Source organism: Methylobacterium planeticum (assembly GCF_008806345.1).
GTDB classification, from domain to species: Bacteria; Pseudomonadota; Alphaproteobacteria; order Rhizobiales; family Beijerinckiaceae; genus Methylobacterium; species Methylobacterium planeticum.
Map to the genome: position 1 here is coordinate 15,600 of NZ_VZZJ01000038.1, position 19,859 is coordinate 35,458.

16 protein-coding genes and 1 pseudogene are annotated in these 19,859 nt (G+C 69.8%); 11 read left to right on the top strand and 6 right to left on the bottom strand.

Translation table 11 applies throughout. From position 1 onward, the window contains the following. The first annotated feature begins 37 nt into the window (after positions 1-37). On the top strand, positions 38-898 hold the full coding sequence (fabI, locus tag F6X51_RS25190; RefSeq protein ID WP_150966619.1) for an enoyl-ACP reductase FabI: 861 nt from the start codon (positions 38-40) through the stop codon (positions 896-898). Positions 899-968: 70 nt separating this feature from the next. Here fabI and F6X51_RS25195 read toward each other — a convergent pair whose 3' ends face one another. Next, a complete protein-coding gene (locus F6X51_RS25195) occupies positions 969-2,072 on the bottom strand; it encodes a polyphosphate kinase 2 family protein (RefSeq protein WP_246697000.1) in 1,104 nt (367 codons plus the stop codon). A 134-nt stretch (positions 2,073-2,206) separates the two neighbouring features. On the opposite strand from F6X51_RS25195, the gene F6X51_RS25200 reads away from it, so the two are divergent. Next, a complete protein-coding gene (locus tag F6X51_RS25200) occupies positions 2,207-2,794 on the top strand; it encodes a histidine phosphatase family protein (protein ID WP_150966620.1) in 588 nt (195 codons plus the stop codon). Positions 2,795-3,028: 234 nt separating this feature from the next. Further along, on the top strand, positions 3,029-7,114 hold the full coding sequence (locus F6X51_RS25205; RefSeq protein ID WP_150966621.1) for a Pls/PosA family non-ribosomal peptide synthetase: 4,086 nt from the start codon (positions 3,029-3,031) through the stop codon (positions 7,112-7,114). 67 nt (positions 7,115-7,181) lie between these two features. Here the strand turns inward: F6X51_RS25205 and F6X51_RS25210 are convergent, their stop codons facing one another. Together F6X51_RS25210 and F6X51_RS25215 are read right to left on the bottom strand one after the other, a co-directional pair. Then, on the bottom strand, positions 7,182-7,367 hold the full coding sequence (locus F6X51_RS25210; RefSeq protein ID WP_150966622.1) for a DUF3606 domain-containing protein: 186 nt from the start codon (positions 7,365-7,367) through the stop codon (positions 7,182-7,184). 181 nt (positions 7,368-7,548) lie between these two features. Continuing rightward, entirely contained in the window at positions 7,549-8,205 is a 657-nt protein-coding gene (locus F6X51_RS25215; protein WP_150966623.1) for an alpha/beta hydrolase, read from the bottom strand. A gap of 295 nt (positions 8,206-8,500) precedes the next feature. On the opposite strand from F6X51_RS25215, the gene F6X51_RS25220 reads away from it, so the two are divergent. The 7 genes from F6X51_RS25220 to sufA all read left to right on the top strand — a co-directional run bounded on the left by F6X51_RS25220 (position 8,501) and on the right by sufA (position 15,688). Continuing rightward, positions 8,501-9,670 (top strand): cysteine desulfurase family protein, encoded by a 1,170-nt coding sequence (locus F6X51_RS25220; protein WP_150966624.1) that lies wholly within the window; start codon positions 8,501-8,503, stop codon positions 9,668-9,670. Positions 9,671-9,749: 79 nt separating this feature from the next. Further along, positions 9,750-11,219, top strand: a complete 1,470-nt coding sequence (sufB, locus tag F6X51_RS25225; protein ID WP_150966625.1) for a Fe-S cluster assembly protein SufB — start codon at positions 9,750-9,752, stop codon at positions 11,217-11,219. 95 nt (positions 11,220-11,314) lie between these two features. Next, entirely contained in the window at positions 11,315-12,067 is a 753-nt protein-coding gene (sufC, locus tag F6X51_RS25230) for a Fe-S cluster assembly ATPase SufC (protein WP_150966626.1), read from the top strand. 3 nt (positions 12,068-12,070) lie between these two features. After that, on the top strand, positions 12,071-13,393 hold the full coding sequence (locus F6X51_RS25235; protein ID WP_150966627.1) for a SufB/SufD family protein: 1,323 nt from the start codon (positions 12,071-12,073) through the stop codon (positions 13,391-13,393). A gap of 111 nt (positions 13,394-13,504) precedes the next feature. After that, complete coding sequence (locus F6X51_RS25240) at positions 13,505-14,749, top strand: cysteine desulfurase (protein WP_150966628.1); 1,245 nt, start codon at positions 13,505-13,507, stop codon at positions 14,747-14,749. A gap of 15 nt (positions 14,750-14,764) precedes the next feature. Next, complete coding sequence (locus tag F6X51_RS25245) at positions 14,765-15,145, top strand: SUF system Fe-S cluster assembly protein (RefSeq protein WP_150966629.1); 381 nt, start codon at positions 14,765-14,767, stop codon at positions 15,143-15,145. Positions 15,146-15,307: 162 nt separating this feature from the next. Next, entirely contained in the window at positions 15,308-15,688 is a 381-nt protein-coding gene (gene sufA / locus F6X51_RS25250) for a Fe-S cluster assembly scaffold SufA (RefSeq protein ID WP_150966630.1), read from the top strand. Positions 15,689-15,716: 28 nt separating this feature from the next. Here sufA and F6X51_RS25255 read toward each other — a convergent pair whose 3' ends face one another. The 3 genes from F6X51_RS25255 to F6X51_RS25265 all read right to left on the bottom strand — a co-directional run bounded on the left by F6X51_RS25255 (position 15,717) and on the right by F6X51_RS25265 (position 18,925). Beyond that, positions 15,717-16,787, bottom strand: a complete 1,071-nt coding sequence (locus tag F6X51_RS25255; protein WP_150966631.1) for a GGDEF domain-containing protein — start codon at positions 16,785-16,787, stop codon at positions 15,717-15,719. A gap of 128 nt (positions 16,788-16,915) precedes the next feature. Beyond that, positions 16,916-18,460, bottom strand: coding sequence for a DEAD/DEAH box helicase (locus F6X51_RS25260; RefSeq protein ID WP_150966632.1), 1,545 nt, complete (start codon positions 18,458-18,460; stop codon positions 16,916-16,918). A 213-nt stretch (positions 18,461-18,673) separates the two neighbouring features. Next, complete coding sequence (locus F6X51_RS25265; RefSeq protein ID WP_150966633.1) at positions 18,674-18,925, bottom strand: hypothetical protein; 252 nt, start codon at positions 18,923-18,925, stop codon at positions 18,674-18,676. A gap of 411 nt (positions 18,926-19,336) precedes the next feature. On the opposite strand from F6X51_RS25265, the pseudogene F6X51_RS25270 reads away from it, so the two are divergent. Further along, positions 19,337-19,859, top strand: a pseudogene (locus tag F6X51_RS25270) (porin family protein); the annotation flags it as partial.

Consider the following 19,859-nt stretch of genomic DNA (forward strand, 5'->3'; position numbering starts at 1 on the left):
GTCCCGGCGCGCCTCGGCGTTTCGTTTCAGGTGACTCATGGCGGATATCGACCCGGCTCACGATCGCGACGGCTCCGGCCCCACCGGGAGCGGGCTGCTGACGGGCAAGCGCGGGTTGATCCTCGGCGTCGCCAACAACCGCTCGATCGCCTGGGGCATCGCCAAGAGCGCCCATGCGCACGGCGCCAAGCTCGCCTTCACCTACCAGGGCGACGCCCTGAAGAAGCGGGTCGAGCCCCTGGCGCGCGACCTCGACGCCCACGTGATCGGGCATTGCGACGTCACCGACCCGGCCTCGATCGACGCCGTGTTCGCGCAGGCCGACCGGGTCTTCCCGGAGGGCATCGATTTCGTGGTCCATTGCATCGCCTTCTCGGACAAGGACGAGCTGACCGGCCGCTACATCGAGACGAGCGAGGGCAACTTCACCAAGTCCCTCCTGATCTCCTGCTACTCCTTCACGGCCGTGGCGCAGCGTGCCGAGAGGCTGATGCGCAACGGCGGCTCGCTCCTGACGCTGACCTATTACGGCGCCGAGAAGTGGATGCCCCACTACAACGTCATGGGCGTGGCCAAGGCCGCCCTCGAGGCGTCGGTGCGCTACCTCGCGGCCGATCTCGGCCCGAAGAACATCCGGGTCAACGCGATCTCGGCCGGGCCGATCAAGACCCTGGCGGCCTCCGGCATCGGCGATTTCCGCTACATCCTGAAGTGGAACGAGTACAATGCGCCGCTGCGCCGGACCGTGACGATCGACGAGGTCGGCGAGACCGCCGCCTACCTCGTCTCCGACATGTCCCGCGGCATGACCGGTGAGATCCTGCACGTCGATGCGGGCTACCACGTCGTCGGCATGAAGAACCCCGAGGCCCCGGACCTCTCCCTCGACAAGGATTGAGGCCGGCGCGCCGGGCAGGCCGGATCGGGCCGCCCGCCGCCCCCGGGCGCTCGAACGCCCGGGCCCTCGGTCAATCCGGGACCGTCAGGCCGCCGATGCCCTCGCGGGCCTCCGGGAATCGCGGGTCCATCGCCTCGAGCGTGTCCGCGATGGTGCGGGCGACGACGAGGTTGCGGAACCACTTCCGGTTCGCCGGCACCACATGCCAGGGGGCGTAGGGGGTCGAGCAGCGCGTGAGCGCGTCGTCGAAGGCGGCCTGGTAGGCATCCCAGGACCGGCGCTCGACGAGGTCGGCCGGATCGAACTTCCAGTGCTTCTCCGGGTCCGCGATGCGGGCCTCGAGCCGCTCCTTCTGCTCGTCCTTCGAGATGTGCAGGAAGAACTTGAGCAGGGTGGTGCCGGAGGCGGTGAGCAGCCGCTCGAAATCGTTGATCAGACCGTAGCGGGCGCGCCAGACCTCCTGCGGCACGAGGTCCTTGACCCGCACCACGAGCACGTCCTCGTAGTGGCTCCGGTTGAACACCCCGATCATGCCGCGCCCCGGCGTGCACTTGTGGTAGCGCCAGAGAAAGTCGTGGTCGAGCTCGTCGGTGCTCGGCGCCTTGAACGACCAGACCCGGCAGCCCTGCGGGTTCACGCCCTCGAGCACCGAGCGGATCGTGCCGTCCTTGCCCCCGGTGTCGATCGCCTGGAACACCACCAGGAGGCTGCGCCGGCGCTCCGCGTAGAGCCGCTCCTGCAGGCTCTGGATGCGGGCGCGCTCGACCCCGAGCGCCGCCTTGGCCTCCTCCTTGTCGTAGCCCCCGTCGGCGTCGGGATCGATCCGCGCGAGGTCGCAGGCGCGGCCCGGCTCGACCGTCACGATGCCCATGGCGGCGGGCGGAAGCGCGGGCGTGTGGGCGCCGATCAGGGCGGGGCTGAGGCCGGCGATCTCGGCGGCGGCCGAGGCCCAGAGCGCGGAGGACGGCGCCCCCTCGCGCGCCGCCTGCCGGCGCGAGCCCCTGGTCTGCGCTCCGGGCTCCTTCGCCGACGCGCCCTTGCGTCCGTCCTTCCGGGTTTCCTCGGCGCGCGCCGGATCCGATCGGCTCCCGGGCTCGCGAGAGTCCTGCGACTTTGTTACGCCTGTCCCCTCGCCGCGCTGGCCCCGACCATGCTTGCCGTGCTTTTTCGACATGACGAAATTCTATTGCTCGCAATCGACGCGCCCCCGCTGGGGCGCCAGGAGGGTCGCGTGAGTGCGACAACATTCGGCAGGTTGAGCCGTTCCGGCAAGAGCGGCCGAGTTCGGGCGGCGGCGTGAGGCCCGGGATGCCGACCATCTATTTCGTCCGCCACGGCCAGACCGACTGGAACGCGGAGGGCCGGCTGCAGGGGCAGCGCGACACCCACCTCAACGCCACCGGCCTGCGGCAGGCGGAGGAAGCCGCCGACCGGCTGCGCGCGCTGACGGGGGACACCCTCGCGGGGACCGACTTCGTGGCCAGCCCCCTGATCCGGACCCGGCGCACCATGGAGGCCCTGCGGGCCTGCCTGAACCTGCCGCCCGAGGATTACCGGACCGACCCGCGCCTCAAGGAAATCGGCTTCGGGGCCTGGGAGGGCTCGACCTGGGCCGAGATCCGGCGGCGCGATCCCGCGGGCGCGGCGGCGCGCGACCGCGACCGCTGGGGCTACCAGCCCCCCGGGGCCGGAGGGGAGAGCTACGCGATGCTGACCGAGCGGGTCGCACCCGTCGTGGCGGCCCTGCGCGGCACCACCGTGGTGGTGGCCCATGGCGGCATCGCCCGCGCCATGCTGGTGGCGCTCGGCCATCTCGATCCCCGGGCCGCCCCGCGCATCGGCGTGCGGCAGGGCGCCGTCCTCGTGCTCGACGCGGCGGGCTGGCGCTGGGCCTGAGGCGCCCGGCATTCAAACCCTATTCAAGGAAACACCCTATATGAATGCGATCCGCTCCCCCGATCGGGGGCGGATTCGCGTGATCGTCCTCCGGCATCCTGCGCGCAGTCCCTCCGGCCGGCGGGGCAGCGGGCGCGCCGGGCGGCGGCCCGCCTCGATAACGGCACGATCCGGGACCATGGACCGGCAGGTATTGCGGTCCCCGGACGATCGGGGCCGGCAGCGGAGCAGCGGATGAGCAGTCTCGCCGAGATGACCCGGCCCAAGGTGCAGCCTGCGGCGGACGCGCGCCCGGAGCCCGAGGGCCTGGTGGGCAAGGCCTTCCTGCGCGGGCCGGTCCAGCCGGAGCTGATCCGCGACGAGGTCCTGCCCGAGATCTTCCTGGCGACCGCGGCGGCGCGCCCCGACCACCCGGCCCTGATCGACGGGTCGCGGGCGGATGAGGCCGGGCCCCACCCGCACCTGACCTACGCGGAGGTCGTCGCGCGCGCCGGGGCGATCGCCCGGGGGCTCGCCCATCGGGGCATCGGCCCCGGCGACGTCGTCGGCCTCTGGATGGCGCGGGGGCCGGATCTCCTCGTCGCGCAGATCGGCATCACCCTGTCGGGGGCGGCGTGGCTGCCCTTCGACGCCGAGGCGCCGGCCGACCGCGTCGCGGTCTGCCTCACGGATGCCGCGGCCAAGGCGCTCCTGGTCTCGCCAACCCTGCGGCCCGGGGCCCCTGACGCCGCCCCCGCCCTGACCCTCGACGCCCTCGCGGACGGCCCCCCCGCCGACGCGGCGCTGCCGGACCTGCGGGCGGCGGGCCTCACGCCCGAGCACCCGGCCTACCTGATCTACACCTCGGGCTCGACCGGCGTGCCGAAGGGCATCGTCATCAGCCACGCCAACATCTGCCACTTCCTGCGCTCGGGGAACGCCCTCTACGGGATGCGCGGGGACGACGTGGTGTTCCAGGGCGCCTCCGTGGCCTTCGATCTCTCGATGGAGGAGATCTGGGTCCCCTACCTCGTCGGCGCGACCCTGTTCGTCGCCTCGCCCGCCATGATGGGCGACGTCGAGGCGCTGCCCGGCATCCTGACGCGGGCGGGCTGCACGGTAATCGACACCGTGCCGACGCTCCTCGCCATGATCAGCCAGGACCTGCCGAGCGTGCGCCTCGTGCTCCTCGGCGGCGAGGCCCTGCCGGAGCCCCTCGTCGCCCGCTGGGCGACGCCCTCGCGAAAGCTCTTCAACACCTACGGGCCGACCGAGGCCACCGTGGTGGCGACGGCGGCCGAGATGCGGCCGGGCGTGCCCGTCACCATCGGCGGCCCGATCCCGAACTACACGGTCTACGTCGCCGACGAGGCCCTGAACTTGCTGGCGCCCGGCCAGCAGGGCGAGTTGCTGATCGGCGGCCCCGGCGTCGCCAGGGGCTATCTCCAGCGCCCCGAGCTGACGGCGGAGAAGTTCGTCGCCAACCCGTTCACCGATGACGGGGCCGACCCGATTCTCTACCGCTCGGGCGATGCCGTGACCCTCGATGCGGCCGGCAACATCCTGTTCCAGGGCCGCATCGACGATCAGGTCAAGATCCGGGGGTTCCGGGTCGAGCTCGGCGAGATCGAGGCGCGCATCCAGGCGCAGCCCGGCATCAACCAGGCGGCGGTGGTCCTGCGCCAGGACGACGGCGTCGACCGGCTCGTCGCCTTCCTGGTGCCCGAGCGCGGGGCCGAGCTCGACCGGGCGGCCCTTCGCCAGACCCTCGCGGCCCAGATGCCGCCCTACATGGTGCCGGGCCATTTCGAATCCGTGCAGGTCCTTCCGCGGCTGACCTCCGGCAAGGTCGACCGCAAGGCCCTGAGGGTGGCGCCCCTCACGGTCGCGGCGGTCGAGGGTGAGCAGGAGCCCCCCGCCAACGACACCGAGGCGGCCCTGCTCGCCGCTGCGAACCAGGTCTTCGGCGCCCAGCCGATCCCCCTGGAGGGTGATTTCTTCGCCGATCTCGGCGGCCACTCGCTGCTCGCGGCCCGCTTCGTCTCGGCGGTGCGCGAGAGCCCGGCGCTCGCCGCCATCACCCTGCAGGACGTCTATGCCCGGCGGACCCTGCGGGCGATGTCGGAGGCCCTGATCGAGCGCAACGGCGGCGCCGGCTCCGAGGCCGCGATCCGCGACCTCTCCTTCGCCGCGCCCCCGCTCCTGCGGCGCGCGCTCTGCGGCCTCGCCCAGGCGGTCGCCCTCCCGGTCGTGATCGCCCTCGCCACGTCGCAATGGCTCGGCATCTTCGTCACCTACCTGCTGCTCACCGGCGGCTCGCTCGGCTTCTTCGGGGAGCTCGGCGTGCTCCTCCTCGTCTACATCGCCATCAACGCCGTCACGGCCTGCATCGCGGTGGCCGCCAAGTGGCTGATCCTCGGCCGCACCCGGCCCGGGCGCTACCCGCTCTGGGGCGTCTACTATTACCGCTGGTGGCTGACGCAGCGCCTGACGCCCCTCGTCCACGTGAAGTGGCTGCAGGGCTCGCCCGCCATCGTGATCTACCTGCGCCTGCTCGGTGCCAAGGTCGGCCGCGACGCGCTGATCTCCGACATCGACATCGGCGCGCCCGATCTCCTGCGGATCGGCGACGGGGCCTCGCTCGGCGGTCGCCTGGTGATCGCCAACGCCGAGGTGGTCGGCAACGAGCTCGTCATCGGCACGGTCTCGATCGGCGGCGACGTCGCCATCGGCACCTCCTGCGTGATCAGCCACGACACGGTGATCGGCGATCAGGCCGAGATCGCCGACCTCACCACGATCCCGTCAGGGACCCGGGTCGGGGCACGCGAGATCTGGGACGGCTCGCCCGGCCGCAAGGTCGGCATCGCCGATCCGAGCGTCCTGCCGGACCCCGCCCCGGCGGGCACCGGCCGCCGCGCCGCCTTCCTCGCCGCCTACACGCTGCTGCTCGCCGCGATCCCGGCGGTCGGCCTGCTGCCGATCTTCCCGGCCTTCTTCATCTTCGACCAGATCAGCGACTCCCTCGGCGACCTCACGGATATCGACTACCACTGGTATCTGCCGCTGCTGACCTGGCCCACCGCCATGCTGATGACCGCCGGCACGGTGCTGCTCATCGCCGGCATCCGCTGGATCATCCTGCCGCGCCGGCGCTCGGGGACCTACTCGGTCCATTCCGGCTTCTACCTCCGCAAATGGACCGTGGCGCTCGCGGCCGAGGTCACCCTCGAGACCCTGTCGTCGCTCTTCGCCACCGTCTACATGCGGGCCTGGTACCGGCTGATGGGCGCCCGGATGGGGCAGGGGGCCGAGATCTCGACCAACCTCGGCAGCCGCCACGACCTCGCGGAGGTCGGGGCCCGCAACTTCATCGCCGACGAGGTCGTCTACGGCGAGGAGGAGATCCGCCGCGGCTGGATGCACCTGCACGAGGCCCGCACCGGCGCGCGGGTCTTCGTCGGCAACGACGCGGTGGTGCCGCCCGGCGCCGTGATCCCCGACGACGTCCTCATCGGCATCAAGTCGAAGCCCCCCGCCAACGCGATGATGGCGCCGGGCGAGACCTGGTTCGGCTCGCCGCCGATCAAGCTGCCGGTGCGCCAGAAGGTCGATCTCGGCTCGCTCGCCCAGACCTACGAGCCGGGCCTCGGCCCGAAGCTGCGGCGCGGCGTCTTCGAGGCCTTCGCGACCTCGTTCTCGCCGATGCTCTACATCACCCTGGCGATCACGGCGATCGACTGGTACTTCTACCCCGCGATCCTGGCGGGCGACTGGGTCGGCCTCGCCGTCAGCTTCGTGGTGGTCAGCGTCGCCATCGCGATGATCCAGTCCTCCGCGGTGATCGGCCTGAAATGGCTGCTGATGGGCCGCTACCAGCCCGGCATGCGGCCGATGTGGTCATGGTGGGCCATGCGCACCGAGGCCATCGCGGTGGCGTATTGGGGGCTCGCCGGCAAGGTCCTGCTCGAGCACCTGCAGGGCACGCCGTTCCTGCCCTGGGCGCTTCGGCTGTTCGGCGTGAAGGTGGGGCAGGGCGTGTGCATGCTCACCACCGACATCACCGAGTTCGACTGCGTCACCATCGGCGACTACGCCACCATCAACCGGACCTCGGCCCTCCAGACCCATCTCTACGAAGACCGGATCATGAAGGTCGGCCGGGTCGCGGTCGGGCGGGGCGTCTCGGTCGGCGCCTTCTCGACGGTCCTCTACGACACCCGCGTCGGCGACTACGCCCGGCTGCGTCCCCTCACCATCGTGATGAAGGGCGAGTCGATCCCGGCCCATTCGGAATGGGAGGGGGCGCCCGCCGTGCCGGTGGTGCACGCCGGGGCCTGAAGGCTTTGAAACGCGAGGCGAGCACAGACATCGCTGTGTTCGCGTCCGCAACGCGTCAGAGGATTTCTTAAGGCCACGCTTTCCCGAGACACGCCGCGACCTTGGCTGTGCTGTTGCCGACCCGCTCCACACAGTCTCTGAATGCGGCCTCGGTCACACCGAACTTCTTTGTCCAGTCATCGACCTCCCACCTCTCGGTCAGGCTGATCTTGGACGGGTCTTCAGGACGTCGGCGGGTGAGGTCATCGGCCATGCAAATCTCCTGCGTGTTGCGCTCAGGTTGCGCAATCCGCAGATATGCACGGAATTAACAACTTCAACGATATTTTTAGATCTGCTCCAGCGGGCACCGACGTGCCCCGGCGCGGCAGGGCGGCGGGTGAACACGGGCGTGACGGGCGACGCCCATGCCCGTCACCGCCGTGCCCCCCGCCTCAGGCGGCCTCTTCCCGCTTGCCGAGGCGCTTGTCCAGATAGGTGTCGACGGTCTGGGTCAGCTCGTCGACCTTGCCGTCGAAGAAGTGGTTGGCGCCCTCGACCATCTGGTGCTCGATGATGACGCCCTTCTGGGTCTTCACCTTCTCGATCACCGGCATCACCTCGCGGGCGGGGGCCACCCGGTCCTCGGAGCCGTGCACGAACAGGCCTGAGGAGGGGCAGGGCGCCAGGAAGGTGAAGTCGTAGCGGTTGGCCATCGCGGCGATCGAGATGAAGCCCTCGATCTCGGGGCGGCGCATCAGCAGCTGCATGCCGATCCAGGAGCCGAACGACACCCCGGCGATCCAGCAGGCCCGCGCCTCGGGGTTGACGGACTGCACCCAGTCGAGGGCGGCGGCCGCGTCCGAGAGCTCGCCCGAGCCGTGATCGAACGCGCCCTGGCTGCGCCCGACGCCCCGGAAGTTGAAGCGCAGGGCCGCGAAGCCGCGATTGGCGAAGGTGTAGAAAAGATTGTACACGATCTGATTGTTCATCGTGCCCCCGAACTGGGGGTGCGGGTGCAGCACGATGGCGATTGGGGCGCCCTTCTTCTTGGGGGCCTGATAGCGCCCCTCGAGACGACCGGCCGGACCCGTGAAAATAACCTCGGGCATCGTGTCCAAAACTCCTTCTGGCCACCGCCGGCGAACGGGCTCGGAGGCGGCCCCTCGCCGCGACGAAAGCAGACCCTGAGCCTTGACTCGCCGGGATACGAACTTACAAGCGCTCTTAGAATCGTTCTAGACGATTGGAACAATTCTAAAGAACACGGTTTAGCCCCTATCCCGCCGGTCGCCTCCCTGCCGTCGGCTGCATGGAATGCGTGTGGTGCGCGGGCCTTAACATGACGCGGGGGGGCAAAAGCAAGGAAATGTCGGCAATCGGCCGGACGCTCGCGATGGGTTGTTCATGAAAGAGGCTCGCGCCTACCTCGACCACAACGCCACCTCGCCGGTTCGGCCCGAGGTTTCGGCGGCGGTCGTGCGCGCGCTGGAGCTTCCCGGAAACCCGTCCTCGATCCATGCCGAGGGCCGCCGGGCCCGGGCCGCCGTGGAGGCGGCCCGCGAGGCGCTCAGCGCCCTCGTGGGCGCCGACCCGGCCCGCGTCGTATTCACGAGCGGCGGCACCGAGGCCGCGAACGCGGTGCTCTCCGGGGCGCTGCGGCGCCGGGGCCTGCCGGCGCCGACCCGGCTGCTGATCGGCGCCACCGAGCACCCCTGCGTCTCGGCCGGGCACCGCTTCGCGTCCGAGGCGGTCGAGATGCTCCCCGTCGACGGGTCCGGGCTCCTCGACCTCGACGCCCTCGGCGCCCGGCTCGCGGCATTGCGCGACGAGACGGTGCTGATCTCGGTCCACGCGGCCAACAACGAGACCGGTGTGGTGCAGCCCCTCGGGGCGATCGTGGCGCTCGCCCGCACCCATGGCCGCGCCCTCGTCCACAGCGACGCGGTGCAGGCAATCGGCAAGATCCCGGTGGATTTCGACCAGAGCGGGCTCGATGCGCTGACGCTCTCGGGCCACAAGTTCGCCGCGCCGAAGGGCGTGGGCGCGCTGGTTCTGGCGCCGGGCACGACCCTGGAGGCGGCGTTGGTGCGCGGCGGCGGCCAGGAATCGCGCCTGCGCTGCGGCACCGAGAACCTGCCCGGCCTCGTCGGGATGGGGGAGGCCGCGCGCGTCGTGCTCGCGGGTCTCGCCGGAGAGGCCGGACGGCTCGGAGCGCTGCGGGATGCGGTCGAGGCGGGCGTGCTCGCGCGGGCGCCCGATACCGTGGTGTTCGGGCGGGACGCCCCGCGCCTGCCCAACACCCTGTGCTTTTCGGTGCCGGGGCTCGAGGCCGCGACCGCGCTGATCGCCTTCGATCTCGCGGGGGTGGCCTTGTCCTCGGGCTCGGCCTGCACCTCCGGGAAGGTGGCGCGCTCCCCCGTTCTGGCCGCGATGGGCATCAGCCCTGCGCTGACCGCGGGGGCGCTGCGCGTGAGTTTGGGCTGGAACACGGGTGAAAGCGACGGGGCGCGGGTCCTCGACGCCTTCGAACGCGTGGTTTCGTCCCTATATAAGCGGCGAGGGGAAGCCGCATGAGTGCCCTCACCCATGCATTCGCCCCACGCCATTTCAGGAACCCCCGGCCCTTGACGCCGGTGTTGGTAGGAGAAGCCTGATGCCTGCAGTGCAGGACACGGTCGACCGCGTTCGCGCCATCGACGTCGACCAGTACAAGTACGGATTCGAGACCACGATCGAGATGGAGAAGTCCGAGAAGGGCGTCTCCGAGGATGTGATCCGCTTCATCTCGGCCAAGAAGGACGAGCCGGAATGGATGCTGGAATGGCGCCTCGACGCCTATAGGCGCTGGCAGACCATGAAGGAGCCGGACTGGGCACGGGTCTCGTACGACAAGGTCGATTACGACAACATCTACTACTACGCCGCCCCCAAGCGTCCGGCGGCGATGTCGCTCGACGAGATCGACCCCGAGATCCTGAAGACCTACGAGAAGCTCGGCATCCCCCTGCGCGAGGTCGAGGTGCTGGAAGGCATCGCGCCCGAACGCCGCGTCGCGGTCGACGCCGTGTTCGATTCCGTCTCGGTGGCCACGACCTTCAAGGCCGAATTGTCGAAGGCCGGCGTGATCTTCATGCCGATCTCCGAGGCGATCCGCGAGTACCCGGACCTCGTGAAGAAGTACCTCGGCTCGGTCGTGCCGGTGACGGACAACTTCTTCGCGACGCTGAACTCGGCCGTGTTCTCGGACGGGTCGTTCGTCTACATCCCGCCGGGCGTGCGCTGCCCGATGGAGCTGTCGACCTACTTCCGCATCAACGAGCGCGACACCGGCCAGTTCGAGCGTACGCTGATCATCGCCGACAAGGACTCCTACGTCTCGTATCTCGAGGGCTGCACCGCCCCGAAGCGCGACGACAACCAGCTCCACGCCGCGGTGGTCGAGCTGGTGGCGCTCGACGATGCCGAGATCAAGTACTCGACCGTCCAGAACTGGTACCCGGGCGACAACGACGGCAAGGGCGGCATCTACAACTTCGTGACGAAGCGCGGCGATTGCCGCGGCAAGAACGCGAAGATCTCGTGGACGCAGGTCGAGACCGGCTCGGCGATCACCTGGAAGTACCCGTCCTGCATCCTGCGCGGCGACAATTCCCGCGGCGAGTTCTACTCGATCGCGGTGTCGAACGGCATGCAGCAGGTCGATTCCGGCACCAAGATGATCCATCTCGGCAAGAACACCACCAGCCGGATCATCTCGAAGGGCATCTCGGCGGGCCGCTCGCAGAACACCTACCGGGGCCTCGTCTCGGCTCACAAGAAGGCGTCGAACGCCCGCAACTTCACGAATTGCGATTCGCTCCTGATCGGCGACCAGTGCGGGGCCCACACGGTGCCCTACATCGAGTCGAAGAACGCGTCCGCGGTGTTCGAGCACGAGGCCACCACCTCGAAGATCTCCGAGGACCAGATGTTCTACTGCCAGCAGCGCGGGCTCACGAACGAGGAGGCCACGGCGCTCATCGTCAACGGCTTCGTCCGCGACGTGCTGCAGCAGCTGCCGATGGAGTTCGCCGTCGAGGCTCAGAAGCTGATCTCGATCAGCCTGGAAGGCTCGGTCGGCTAGGGGCGGCACGACACATCCGGGGGCCGCGCGCGGGGTACCTCCCGCGCGGCCCTGCCCGCCCGCCCTCTTCCAATTTCAGATTTTCGGAACGGACTATGCTTGAGATCAAGAACCTCGTCGTGCAGATCGAGGACAACCGCATCCTCAACGGCCTCGACCTCACCGTGAAGGACGGCGAGGTCGCCGCCATCATGGGACCGAACGGATCGGGCAAGTCGACCCTGTCCTACGTCATCGCCGGCAAGGAGGATTACGAGGTCCTCGAGGGCGAGATCCTGCTCAACGGCGAGAACATCCTCGAGATGGGCCCCGACGAGCGCGCCGCGGCGGGCGTCTTCCTGGCCTTCCAATACCCGCTGGAGATCCCCGGCGTCGGCACCATGACCTTCCTGAAGGCCTGCCTCAACGCGCAGCGCCGCGCCCGCGGCGAGGGCGAGCTCTCGACGCCGGACTTCATCCGGAAGGTCAACGCCGCCGCCGAGAGGCTCGAGATCAACAAGGAGATGCTCAAGCGCGCCCTCAATGTCGGCTTCTCCGGCGGCGAGAAGAAGCGCATGGAGATCCTCCAGATGGCGCTGCTGCAGCCGCAATTCTGCGTCCTCGACGAGACCGATTCGGGCCTCGACATCGATGCCCTGCGCATCGTCTCCGAGGGCGTCAACGCCCTGCGGGCGGAGGGCCGCTCGTTCCTCGTCATCACCCACTACCAGCGCCTCCTGAACCACATCGTGCCCGACAGCGTGCACGTGATGTCCCAGGGGCGGATCGTGAAGTCCGGCGGCAAGGAGCTCGCCCTCGAACTCGAGGCCTCGGGCTATGCCGAGTACCGCGCGAACGAGGCTGCGTGAGCCATGGCCGACGTCACCAATCTCCGCACATCCGCAGAGGCCGGCCTCACCAAGCTGTTCGAGGTGGCCCGCATGAAGTTCCCCACGGGCGTCTCGATCGCCCGTGAGGAGGCGTTCCGCTACTTCGAGGCCGTGGGCCTGCCGAGCCGGCGCGTCGAGGCCTTCAAGTACACGGACCTGCGCGCCGCCATGAGGGAGGCTGCCCCCCCGTCCCCGGTCCCGGCTGCCGAGGTGGTGACGGCCGCCCTCGCCGAGGCCAAGGGGTTCGCCGGCCTCGACGCCGTGCGACTGACCTTCGTCAACGGCCACCTGATCGCCGGGGCCTCCGACCTCGACCGGGTGCCCGCGGGCATCACGGTCACGACCCTGAACGAGGCCCTGACGAACGGCGATCCGCTCCTCGACCGGCTGGCCCCCGTGGCCCAGACCCGGGAGAACCCGATCTATCAGCTCAATGCCGCCTTCATGGCGGACGGGGCGCTGATTAGGGTCGCGAAGGGCGCCAAGGTCGAGACCCCGATCCACCTGCGCTTCGTCGGCACCGGCGCGACCGCCTTCTCGACCGCGACCCGCGTCCTCGCGGTGCTGGAGGAGGAGGCCGAGGCGACGTTCCTCGAGAGCCACGAGGGCCCGGACGCCATCGCCTACCAGCCGAACGATGCGCTCGACGTGATCATCGAGGACCGGGCGCGCTTCCACCACACGCGTCTGAACGTCGAGGGGACCGCGGCGGTCGCGCTCTCGACGATCGCGGCCCGCCTCGGCGCGCAATCCCATATCGAGACCGTGAACCTCGTGGTCGGGGCGGTGCTGTCGCGCCACCAGATCTACCTGCACTTCGCGGGCGGGAACGCCACCGCCGCGGTGAACGGCGCCACGATGCTCGGCCACGGGCAGCTCGCCGACTCGACCCTGCTCGCCGACCACGCGGCGGTGGGCGGCGTCAGCCGCGAGCTGTTCAAGACCGTGATCGACGGCGATTCCACCGGTGTCTTCCAGGGCAAGATCATCGTCGAGCAGATCGCCCAGAAGACCGACGGCAAGATGAAGTCGGATTGCCTGCTCCTGTCGGATGACGGGCAGATGATGAACAAGCCGGAACTCGAGATCTTCGCCGACGACGTGGCGTGCGGCCACGGCGCCACCTGCGGCGCCCTCGACGACGACCTCCTGTTCTACCTCATGGCCCGCGGGCTGCCGAAGCCGCAGGCCGAGAGCCTGCTGGTCCAGGCCTTCCTCGGCGAGGCCGTCGAGGCGGTGAGCCACGAGGGCGCCCGCGCGGCGCTCATCACCGAGGTCGAGGCCTGGCTCGCCAGGCGCGGCTGATCCGGGGGGCCGGCCCCAGGGCCGGCTCTCCCCGGGCTTCCCGCCCCGCTCCGCCCCGCGGCGGAGCGTGAGGGCGGGGGGCGCCCCACTCGAGAGGTTCAGGGCCCTTCCATGAACGCACCCGTGCTGCAGACCCCCTACGACGTCGAGGCGATCCGGGCGCAATTCCCGATCCTGTCCGAGACCGTCTACGGCAAGCCGCTGGTCTACCTCGACAACGCGGCCTCGTCGCAGAAGCCGCGCGCGGTGATCGACGCCATGGTGAACTGCATGGAGACGGGCTACGCCAACGTCCATCGCGGGCTGCACTTCATGGCGAACGCCGCCACCGAGGGCTTCGAGGGCGCGCGCGAGACGACGCGGCAATTCCTCAACGCCGCCTCCACGGACGAGATCATCTTCACCCGCAACGCTACCGAGGCCTACAACCTCGTGGCGAGCTCGATGGGCTGGGCCGGGCTGATCGGGGAGGGCGACGAGATCATCCTCTCGATCATGGAGCACCACTCGAACATCGTGCCCTGGCACTTCCTGCGCGAGCGCCGGGGCGCCGTGATCAAGTGGGCCCCCGTCGACGACGCGGGCAACTTCCTGGTCGACGCGTACGAGAAGCTGTTCTCGGCCCGCACCAAGATGGTGGCGATCACCCACATGTCGAACGTCCTCGGCACGGTGACGCCGGCCGAGGAGATCGTGCGGATCGCCCACGCCCACGGGGTGCCGGTGCTCCTCGACGGAGCCCAGAGCGCCGTCCACCGCAGCGTCGACGTGCGGGCGCTCGACTGCGATTTCTACGTCTTCACCGGCCACAAGGTCTACGGACCGACCGGGATCGGCGTGCTCTACGGCAAGCGCGAATGGCTCGAGCGCCTGCCCCCCTACCAGGGCGGCGGCGAGATGATCCGCACCGTCTCCGAGAATGCGATCACCTACAACGACCCGCCGCACCGCTTCGAGGCCGGCACGCCCGCGATCATCGAGGCGGTGGGCCTCGGCGCGGCGCTGGAATTCATGATGGGCGTCGGGCGCGAGCGCATCGCCGCCCACGAGGCGGCGCTGACGGCTTACGCTGAGGAGCGTCTCGGCGCGATGAATTCCGTGCGCCTCATCGGCACCGCCCGGGACAAGGGCGGCGTCATCGCCTTCGAAATGAAGGGCGCGCATGCCCACGACATCGCCACGGTGATCGACCGGCAGGGCGTCGCCGTGCGGGCCGGCACGCATTGTGCCATGCCGCTCCTCAACCGCTTCGGGGTGACTTCCACCTGTCGCGCCTCCTTCGGGCTGTATAATACCCGGGCCGAGGTCGACGTGCTGGCCGAGGCGCTCGCCAAGGCCGAGATGCTGTTCGCCTGAGGGATGAAGACGAGTATGTCCGACGCAACGATCACCGGCGGCACGCATGCCCCCGCGGTGGGGGGCGCCTCCGCCATCCCGCCCGAGGAGCTCGACCGCCTGACCGACGACATCGTGGCGGCCCTCAAGTCCGTCTACGATCCCGAGATCCCGGCCGACATCTACGAGCTCGGCCTGATCTACAAGGTGGACATCGCCGACGACCGCAAGGTCTCGATCGACATGACGCTCACGGCCCCGGGCTGCCCGGTCGCCGGCGAGATGCCGGGCTGGGTCGAGAACGCCGTCTCGGCGGTGCCGGGCGTGCAATCCTGCGCGGTCACCATGGTGTTCGATCCGCCCTGGGACCAGAGCCGCATGTCCGACGAGGCCCGCGTCGCCCTCGACATGTGGTGAGATGCCAGGCGGGCGGCACCGGCTGAGCGAGGTGGATCGCGCACGAGGCCGGGCCGCTCCGTCCCGCGGCCTGTGGACCCGGGCCGACCGGATGCTTATCTTCGAGATCGTACCACCACCGCACCCGCCCGGGCCTTGAACCCGGCCGCCGGAGAGCACCCGATGACATCACGTTTCAAGGTCATGTCGCTGACCGACGCGGCAGCGGACCGGATCAAGGCGATCATCGCCGATGCGGACCGGCCGATCGCCGGACTGCGGGTCGGCGTCAAGAACGGCGGTTGCGCCGGCATGTCCTACACGATGGAATACGCCGACGGCGCGAAGTCCGGCGAGGACACGATCGAGGACAAGGGCGTCACGGTCTTCATCGACCCGAAGGCCGTGCTGTTCCTGCTCGGCACCGAGATGGATTTCCAGACCACCAAGCTCGCGTCGCAGTTCGTGTTCAACAACCCGAACCAGACCTCGGCCTGCGGCTGCGGCGAGTCCGTGGCGATCACGCCCGCGAACCCGGAAGCCCTGCGCGCCGCCGTGGCGTGAGCCCGCGGAACGGGCCGCGCGTCGCCGCTCAGGCGACGTTGGAGAGGGCGTCGGCGTCGGTGGCGGCGCTGTCGTCGACGCAGCGGTTGCGGCCCTGGCGCTTGGCGGCGAACATGCAGAGATCCGCACGCTCGAGGAGCGAGACCGGAGTGTCCCCGCGCCGATAGGCGGCGATCCCGAGGGACACCGTCACCTTGCCGAGGGACTCGCCGGTCGAGCGCTTGACCAGCTCGCGCCCCATCACGCTGGTGCGCACGCGCTCGGCGATGCCGAGGGCCGCCGCCCGGTCGGTGTCGGGGAGCAGGATCCCGAACTCCTCGCCGCCGAACCGCGACAACGTCGCGCCGGGGCGCATGTGCTCGCGCATCACGATGCCGACGAGGCGCAGGACCTGGTCGCCCGTCAGGTGGCCGTAGAGATCGTTGAAGCGCTTGAAGAAGTCGATGTCGAGCACGATCAGGCTCGACGGCACGCCGCGGCTCGCCGCCGCCTCGACCGTCGCGGTCAGCATCGCCTCGAAATGCTTGCGGTTCGACAAGCCGGTCAGCGGGTCGGTCAGGCTCTCGATGCGCGTGGCCTCGAGGGTCTCGCGCAGCGACTCGATCTCGGAGCGGCTCTCGCGCATCCGCGCCTCGAGGGTGCGGTTGTCGGCGGCGACCTCCCGCGTCGTGGTGACCAGGGAGGCGACGATCTCGCGGATACGCGCCCGGTTCAGGGTCGCCCCGGCCAGGTCGTGCGAGAAGGCGCGCAGGGATTCGCCGTACTGCGCCGTCGATCCGAGCGAGAGGTCGAGCATCTCGGTGATGCCCTCGATCTCGGAGAGCACGCTCGCGCTCATCTTCTCGGCCGCGACCGAGAGCCGGCGCCCGTCGATATAGGTGTCGTGGAGCGCGTCGACGTCGTCGTTCGAGAGGCAGCCGTTCTGGGAGGTCAGCCGCTTGATCGCGTCGTTCATCAGGGGCTGCGCCCCCGACACGTACGTGTACCAGACCGTGTAGGCGCGCGGTGTCGCCGATGGGCCGTAATCGCGCATCAGCTGGTTGGCACGGTCTGCCAGCGCGAAGGTTCGATCCCGGTCGCCGTGACTCCCGTCGCTCATCCGATCACCATCTTCCGATCAGGTCGGCGGCCGGCCCCAAATGCGGACGGCTTCCGTGCTGGTGATCATGGCCCGGCGACCGTGCACGGACGGTTAAGCGACCGCCTCGGAACGTCGGGAGTTTGGCGTTATTTGCGCTTCTTGACGACCGCCGGGCGCAGCAGGAAGGCCGGCACGTGGGCGCCGAGGCCCACGGGCGTGTCCGAATCGTCCTCGTCGCGGCGACGCCCGCCGCGGGGCGTCCGGTCCTGGCCGCGTTCCTCGCCGCGCTCCGGCCGCTGCCGCGTCGGTGCGGCGGCGACGAGAGCCGCCGCGACCGGAGCCGCCTCGCGGAGGGGAGCCGCCTCGCGGAGCGGAGCCGCCTCGACCTCCTCGGCCCGGGCGCGCTCAGGAGCGGGACGGCGCGCCGCGGCGCCGCTGCGGCCTTCGCCGGCCGCGGCGCGGCCACGGGGACGCCGGCTCGACTCTGCCGAGCCGCGGGCGGAGCGGCCGCCGCGATGGCGGGTGCGGGTCTCGCCGTCCGCAGCGCCGGAATCCGGGATCGCCGCGAGGTCACCGTCGAGCCAGGGGATGGGCTGGCCGATCAGGGTCTCGATGGCCTGGAGCGAGCGGTCGTCGCCGCGGCTCACCAGCGTGAAGGCGTGGCCGGCGCGCCCGGCCCGCCCCGTACGCCCGATGCGGTGGACGTAATCCTCCGGGTGGTGCGGCACGTCGAAATTGAAGACGTGGCTCACCGCCGGGATGTCGAGGCCGCGAGCCGCGACGTCGCTCGCCACGAGGAGCGGCACCTCGCCGGAGCGGAAGCCGTCGAGGGCGACGGTGCGGGCGCGCTGGTCCATGTCGCCGTGGAGCGCGGCGACGTTGAAGCCGTGGCTCGCCAGCGACTTCTGCAGCAGCGCGACGTCGCGCTTTCGGTTGCAGAAGATCAGGCCGTTGTTGAGATCGGCCTCGCCCCGGATGAGGCGGCGCAGGCGGTCGCGCTTCTCGTGGCCCTCGGCGCCCGTGGCGACGAGGCGCTGCACGATCGTGGCCGCGGTGGAGGCCGGGCGGGCAACCTCGACGCGCTGCGGATTGTGCAGGAACATGTCGGCGAGGCGCTCGATCTCCGGCGGCATCGTGGCGGAGAAGAACAGCGTCTGGCGGGTGAAGGGCACCATCTTCACGATGCGCTCGATGTCGGGGATGAACCCCATGTCGAGCATGCGGTCGGCCTCGTCGATCACCAGGAGCTCGACGCCGGTGAGCAGCAGCTTGCCGCGCTCGAAATGGTCGAGGAGGCGGCCGGGCGTCGCGATCAGGACGTCGGTGCCGCGCATCAGCTTCGCGTCCTGATCGGCGAAGGACACGCCGCCGATGATCAGCGCGACGTTGAGCTTGTGGTTCGTGCCGTAGCGCTCGAAATTCTCGACGACCTGCGCGGCGAGCTCGCGCGTCGGCTCGAGGATCAGCGTGCGGGGCATGCGGGCGCGGGCGCGCCCGTTCTCCAGCAGGGTCAGCATCGGCAGCGTGAACGCCGCCGTCTTGCCGGTCCCGGTCTGGGCGATGCCGAGCACGTCGCGGCGCGCCAGCACGTGCGGGATGGCTTCGGCCTGGATCGGGGTCGGCTGGGTATAGCCCGCAGCCGTGACGGCTTGGAGGACCTTGTCGCTCAATCCGAGGTCGGCAAATGACATTGTGTTCAGAGAACCGTTGCGCGCGCGAAGTGGCCGGCCGGCGCGGAGGAGATCATCGCGGCAACGGCATCAACGGCTGTCTCGTCTACGAACCCGCCGCGCATGCGAGTGCGGGGACACTTAGAGTCTTGGGGCGCCTTGTCAATCAGGCCGGAGCGTCCCGCCTCATCTTATCCTGCAAGATCGCCGGGCCCGCGCGGCCGAACCGCCGGCTCAGCGGGCGTCCGGGCGCGGACCGCAGGGGTCGAGGGCGACGGAGCGGGCGGACACGGTGATCGAGCCGGTCGTCTCGGGGTCGCGGAAGGCGGGCCCGGCGGCGATCCGGGCCGTCTCCGAGAGGGGCGCCACCGCCTTCGCGAGGTACTGCGCCGCGCCGCAGCCGACGAGGATCGCCACGGCCGAGATGCGAACGGCCCAGGCGACGGCGCCGGTCCGGGGCCGGCGTGCGGCATCGTCGTCGGGCATCCGGGGGTCCATCCTCAAACGGCGGCGCGCCGGCCGGTCTCGGGCTGAAGATCGTCCGGCAGGGTTAACGCGGCCCTTACGGACCGACCGCATCAGCGGGGAGCAACCTGAATTAAAACGATAATTCCGGGACGTCCGTGCGTCGAACCGCACCGGCGAGCGGAACGGTTTTTCCGAAGGCCGTAACATTCACCAGACGAGGCCGAGTGCTGATCCGGCCAATCCACTGGGCCAATCGCGTGTGCGCCAGAACACGTCATGACGAGACGAAATCTTACCTGCCCATAACCTTCACCATTCGTTGACACATCCAGCCTTATCTGAGGCTGCTTGTTGCAGGAAAGCGACAGACCCGACGACCACCACGGCCTAAAAGCACGCCGGCTTTCGCCAACCAGGACCAGTGAAAAAATGAAAAAGATCCTCCTCGCCTCGACCGTTCTCGCCGGCATGACCGCCGTCGCGTCGGCGGCTGACCTGCCCCGCCGCGCCGCGCCGCCGGTCTTCGCTCCGATCCCGGTCTTCACCTGGACGGGCTTCTACGCCGGTTTCAACGCCGGCTACGGCTTCGGCACCCAGGATGACCGCGCCGCCACCGTGATCGACGTTCCGGGCGCAGCCGGCCTGTTCCGCAACGCGACCAACACCGCCAACGTCCCCGGCCAGATCGCCTTCTCGAACCGCAACAACAACGACGGCTTCGTCGGCGGTGGTCAGATCGGCTACAACTACCAGTTCACCCCGGGCTCGGGCGTCGTCATCGGCGTCGAGGCCGACGCCCAGTACGTCGATTTCGGCCGCAACCGCAACCGCTTCGCCTTCGCGACGCTTCCCGCCGGCGGCATCGTTGCGCCGGGCGCCCTGGCGTTCAACCCGAACGGCATCTCGGGCCTCGACTACTTCGGCACCGTGCGCGGCCGCCTCGGCTACGCCT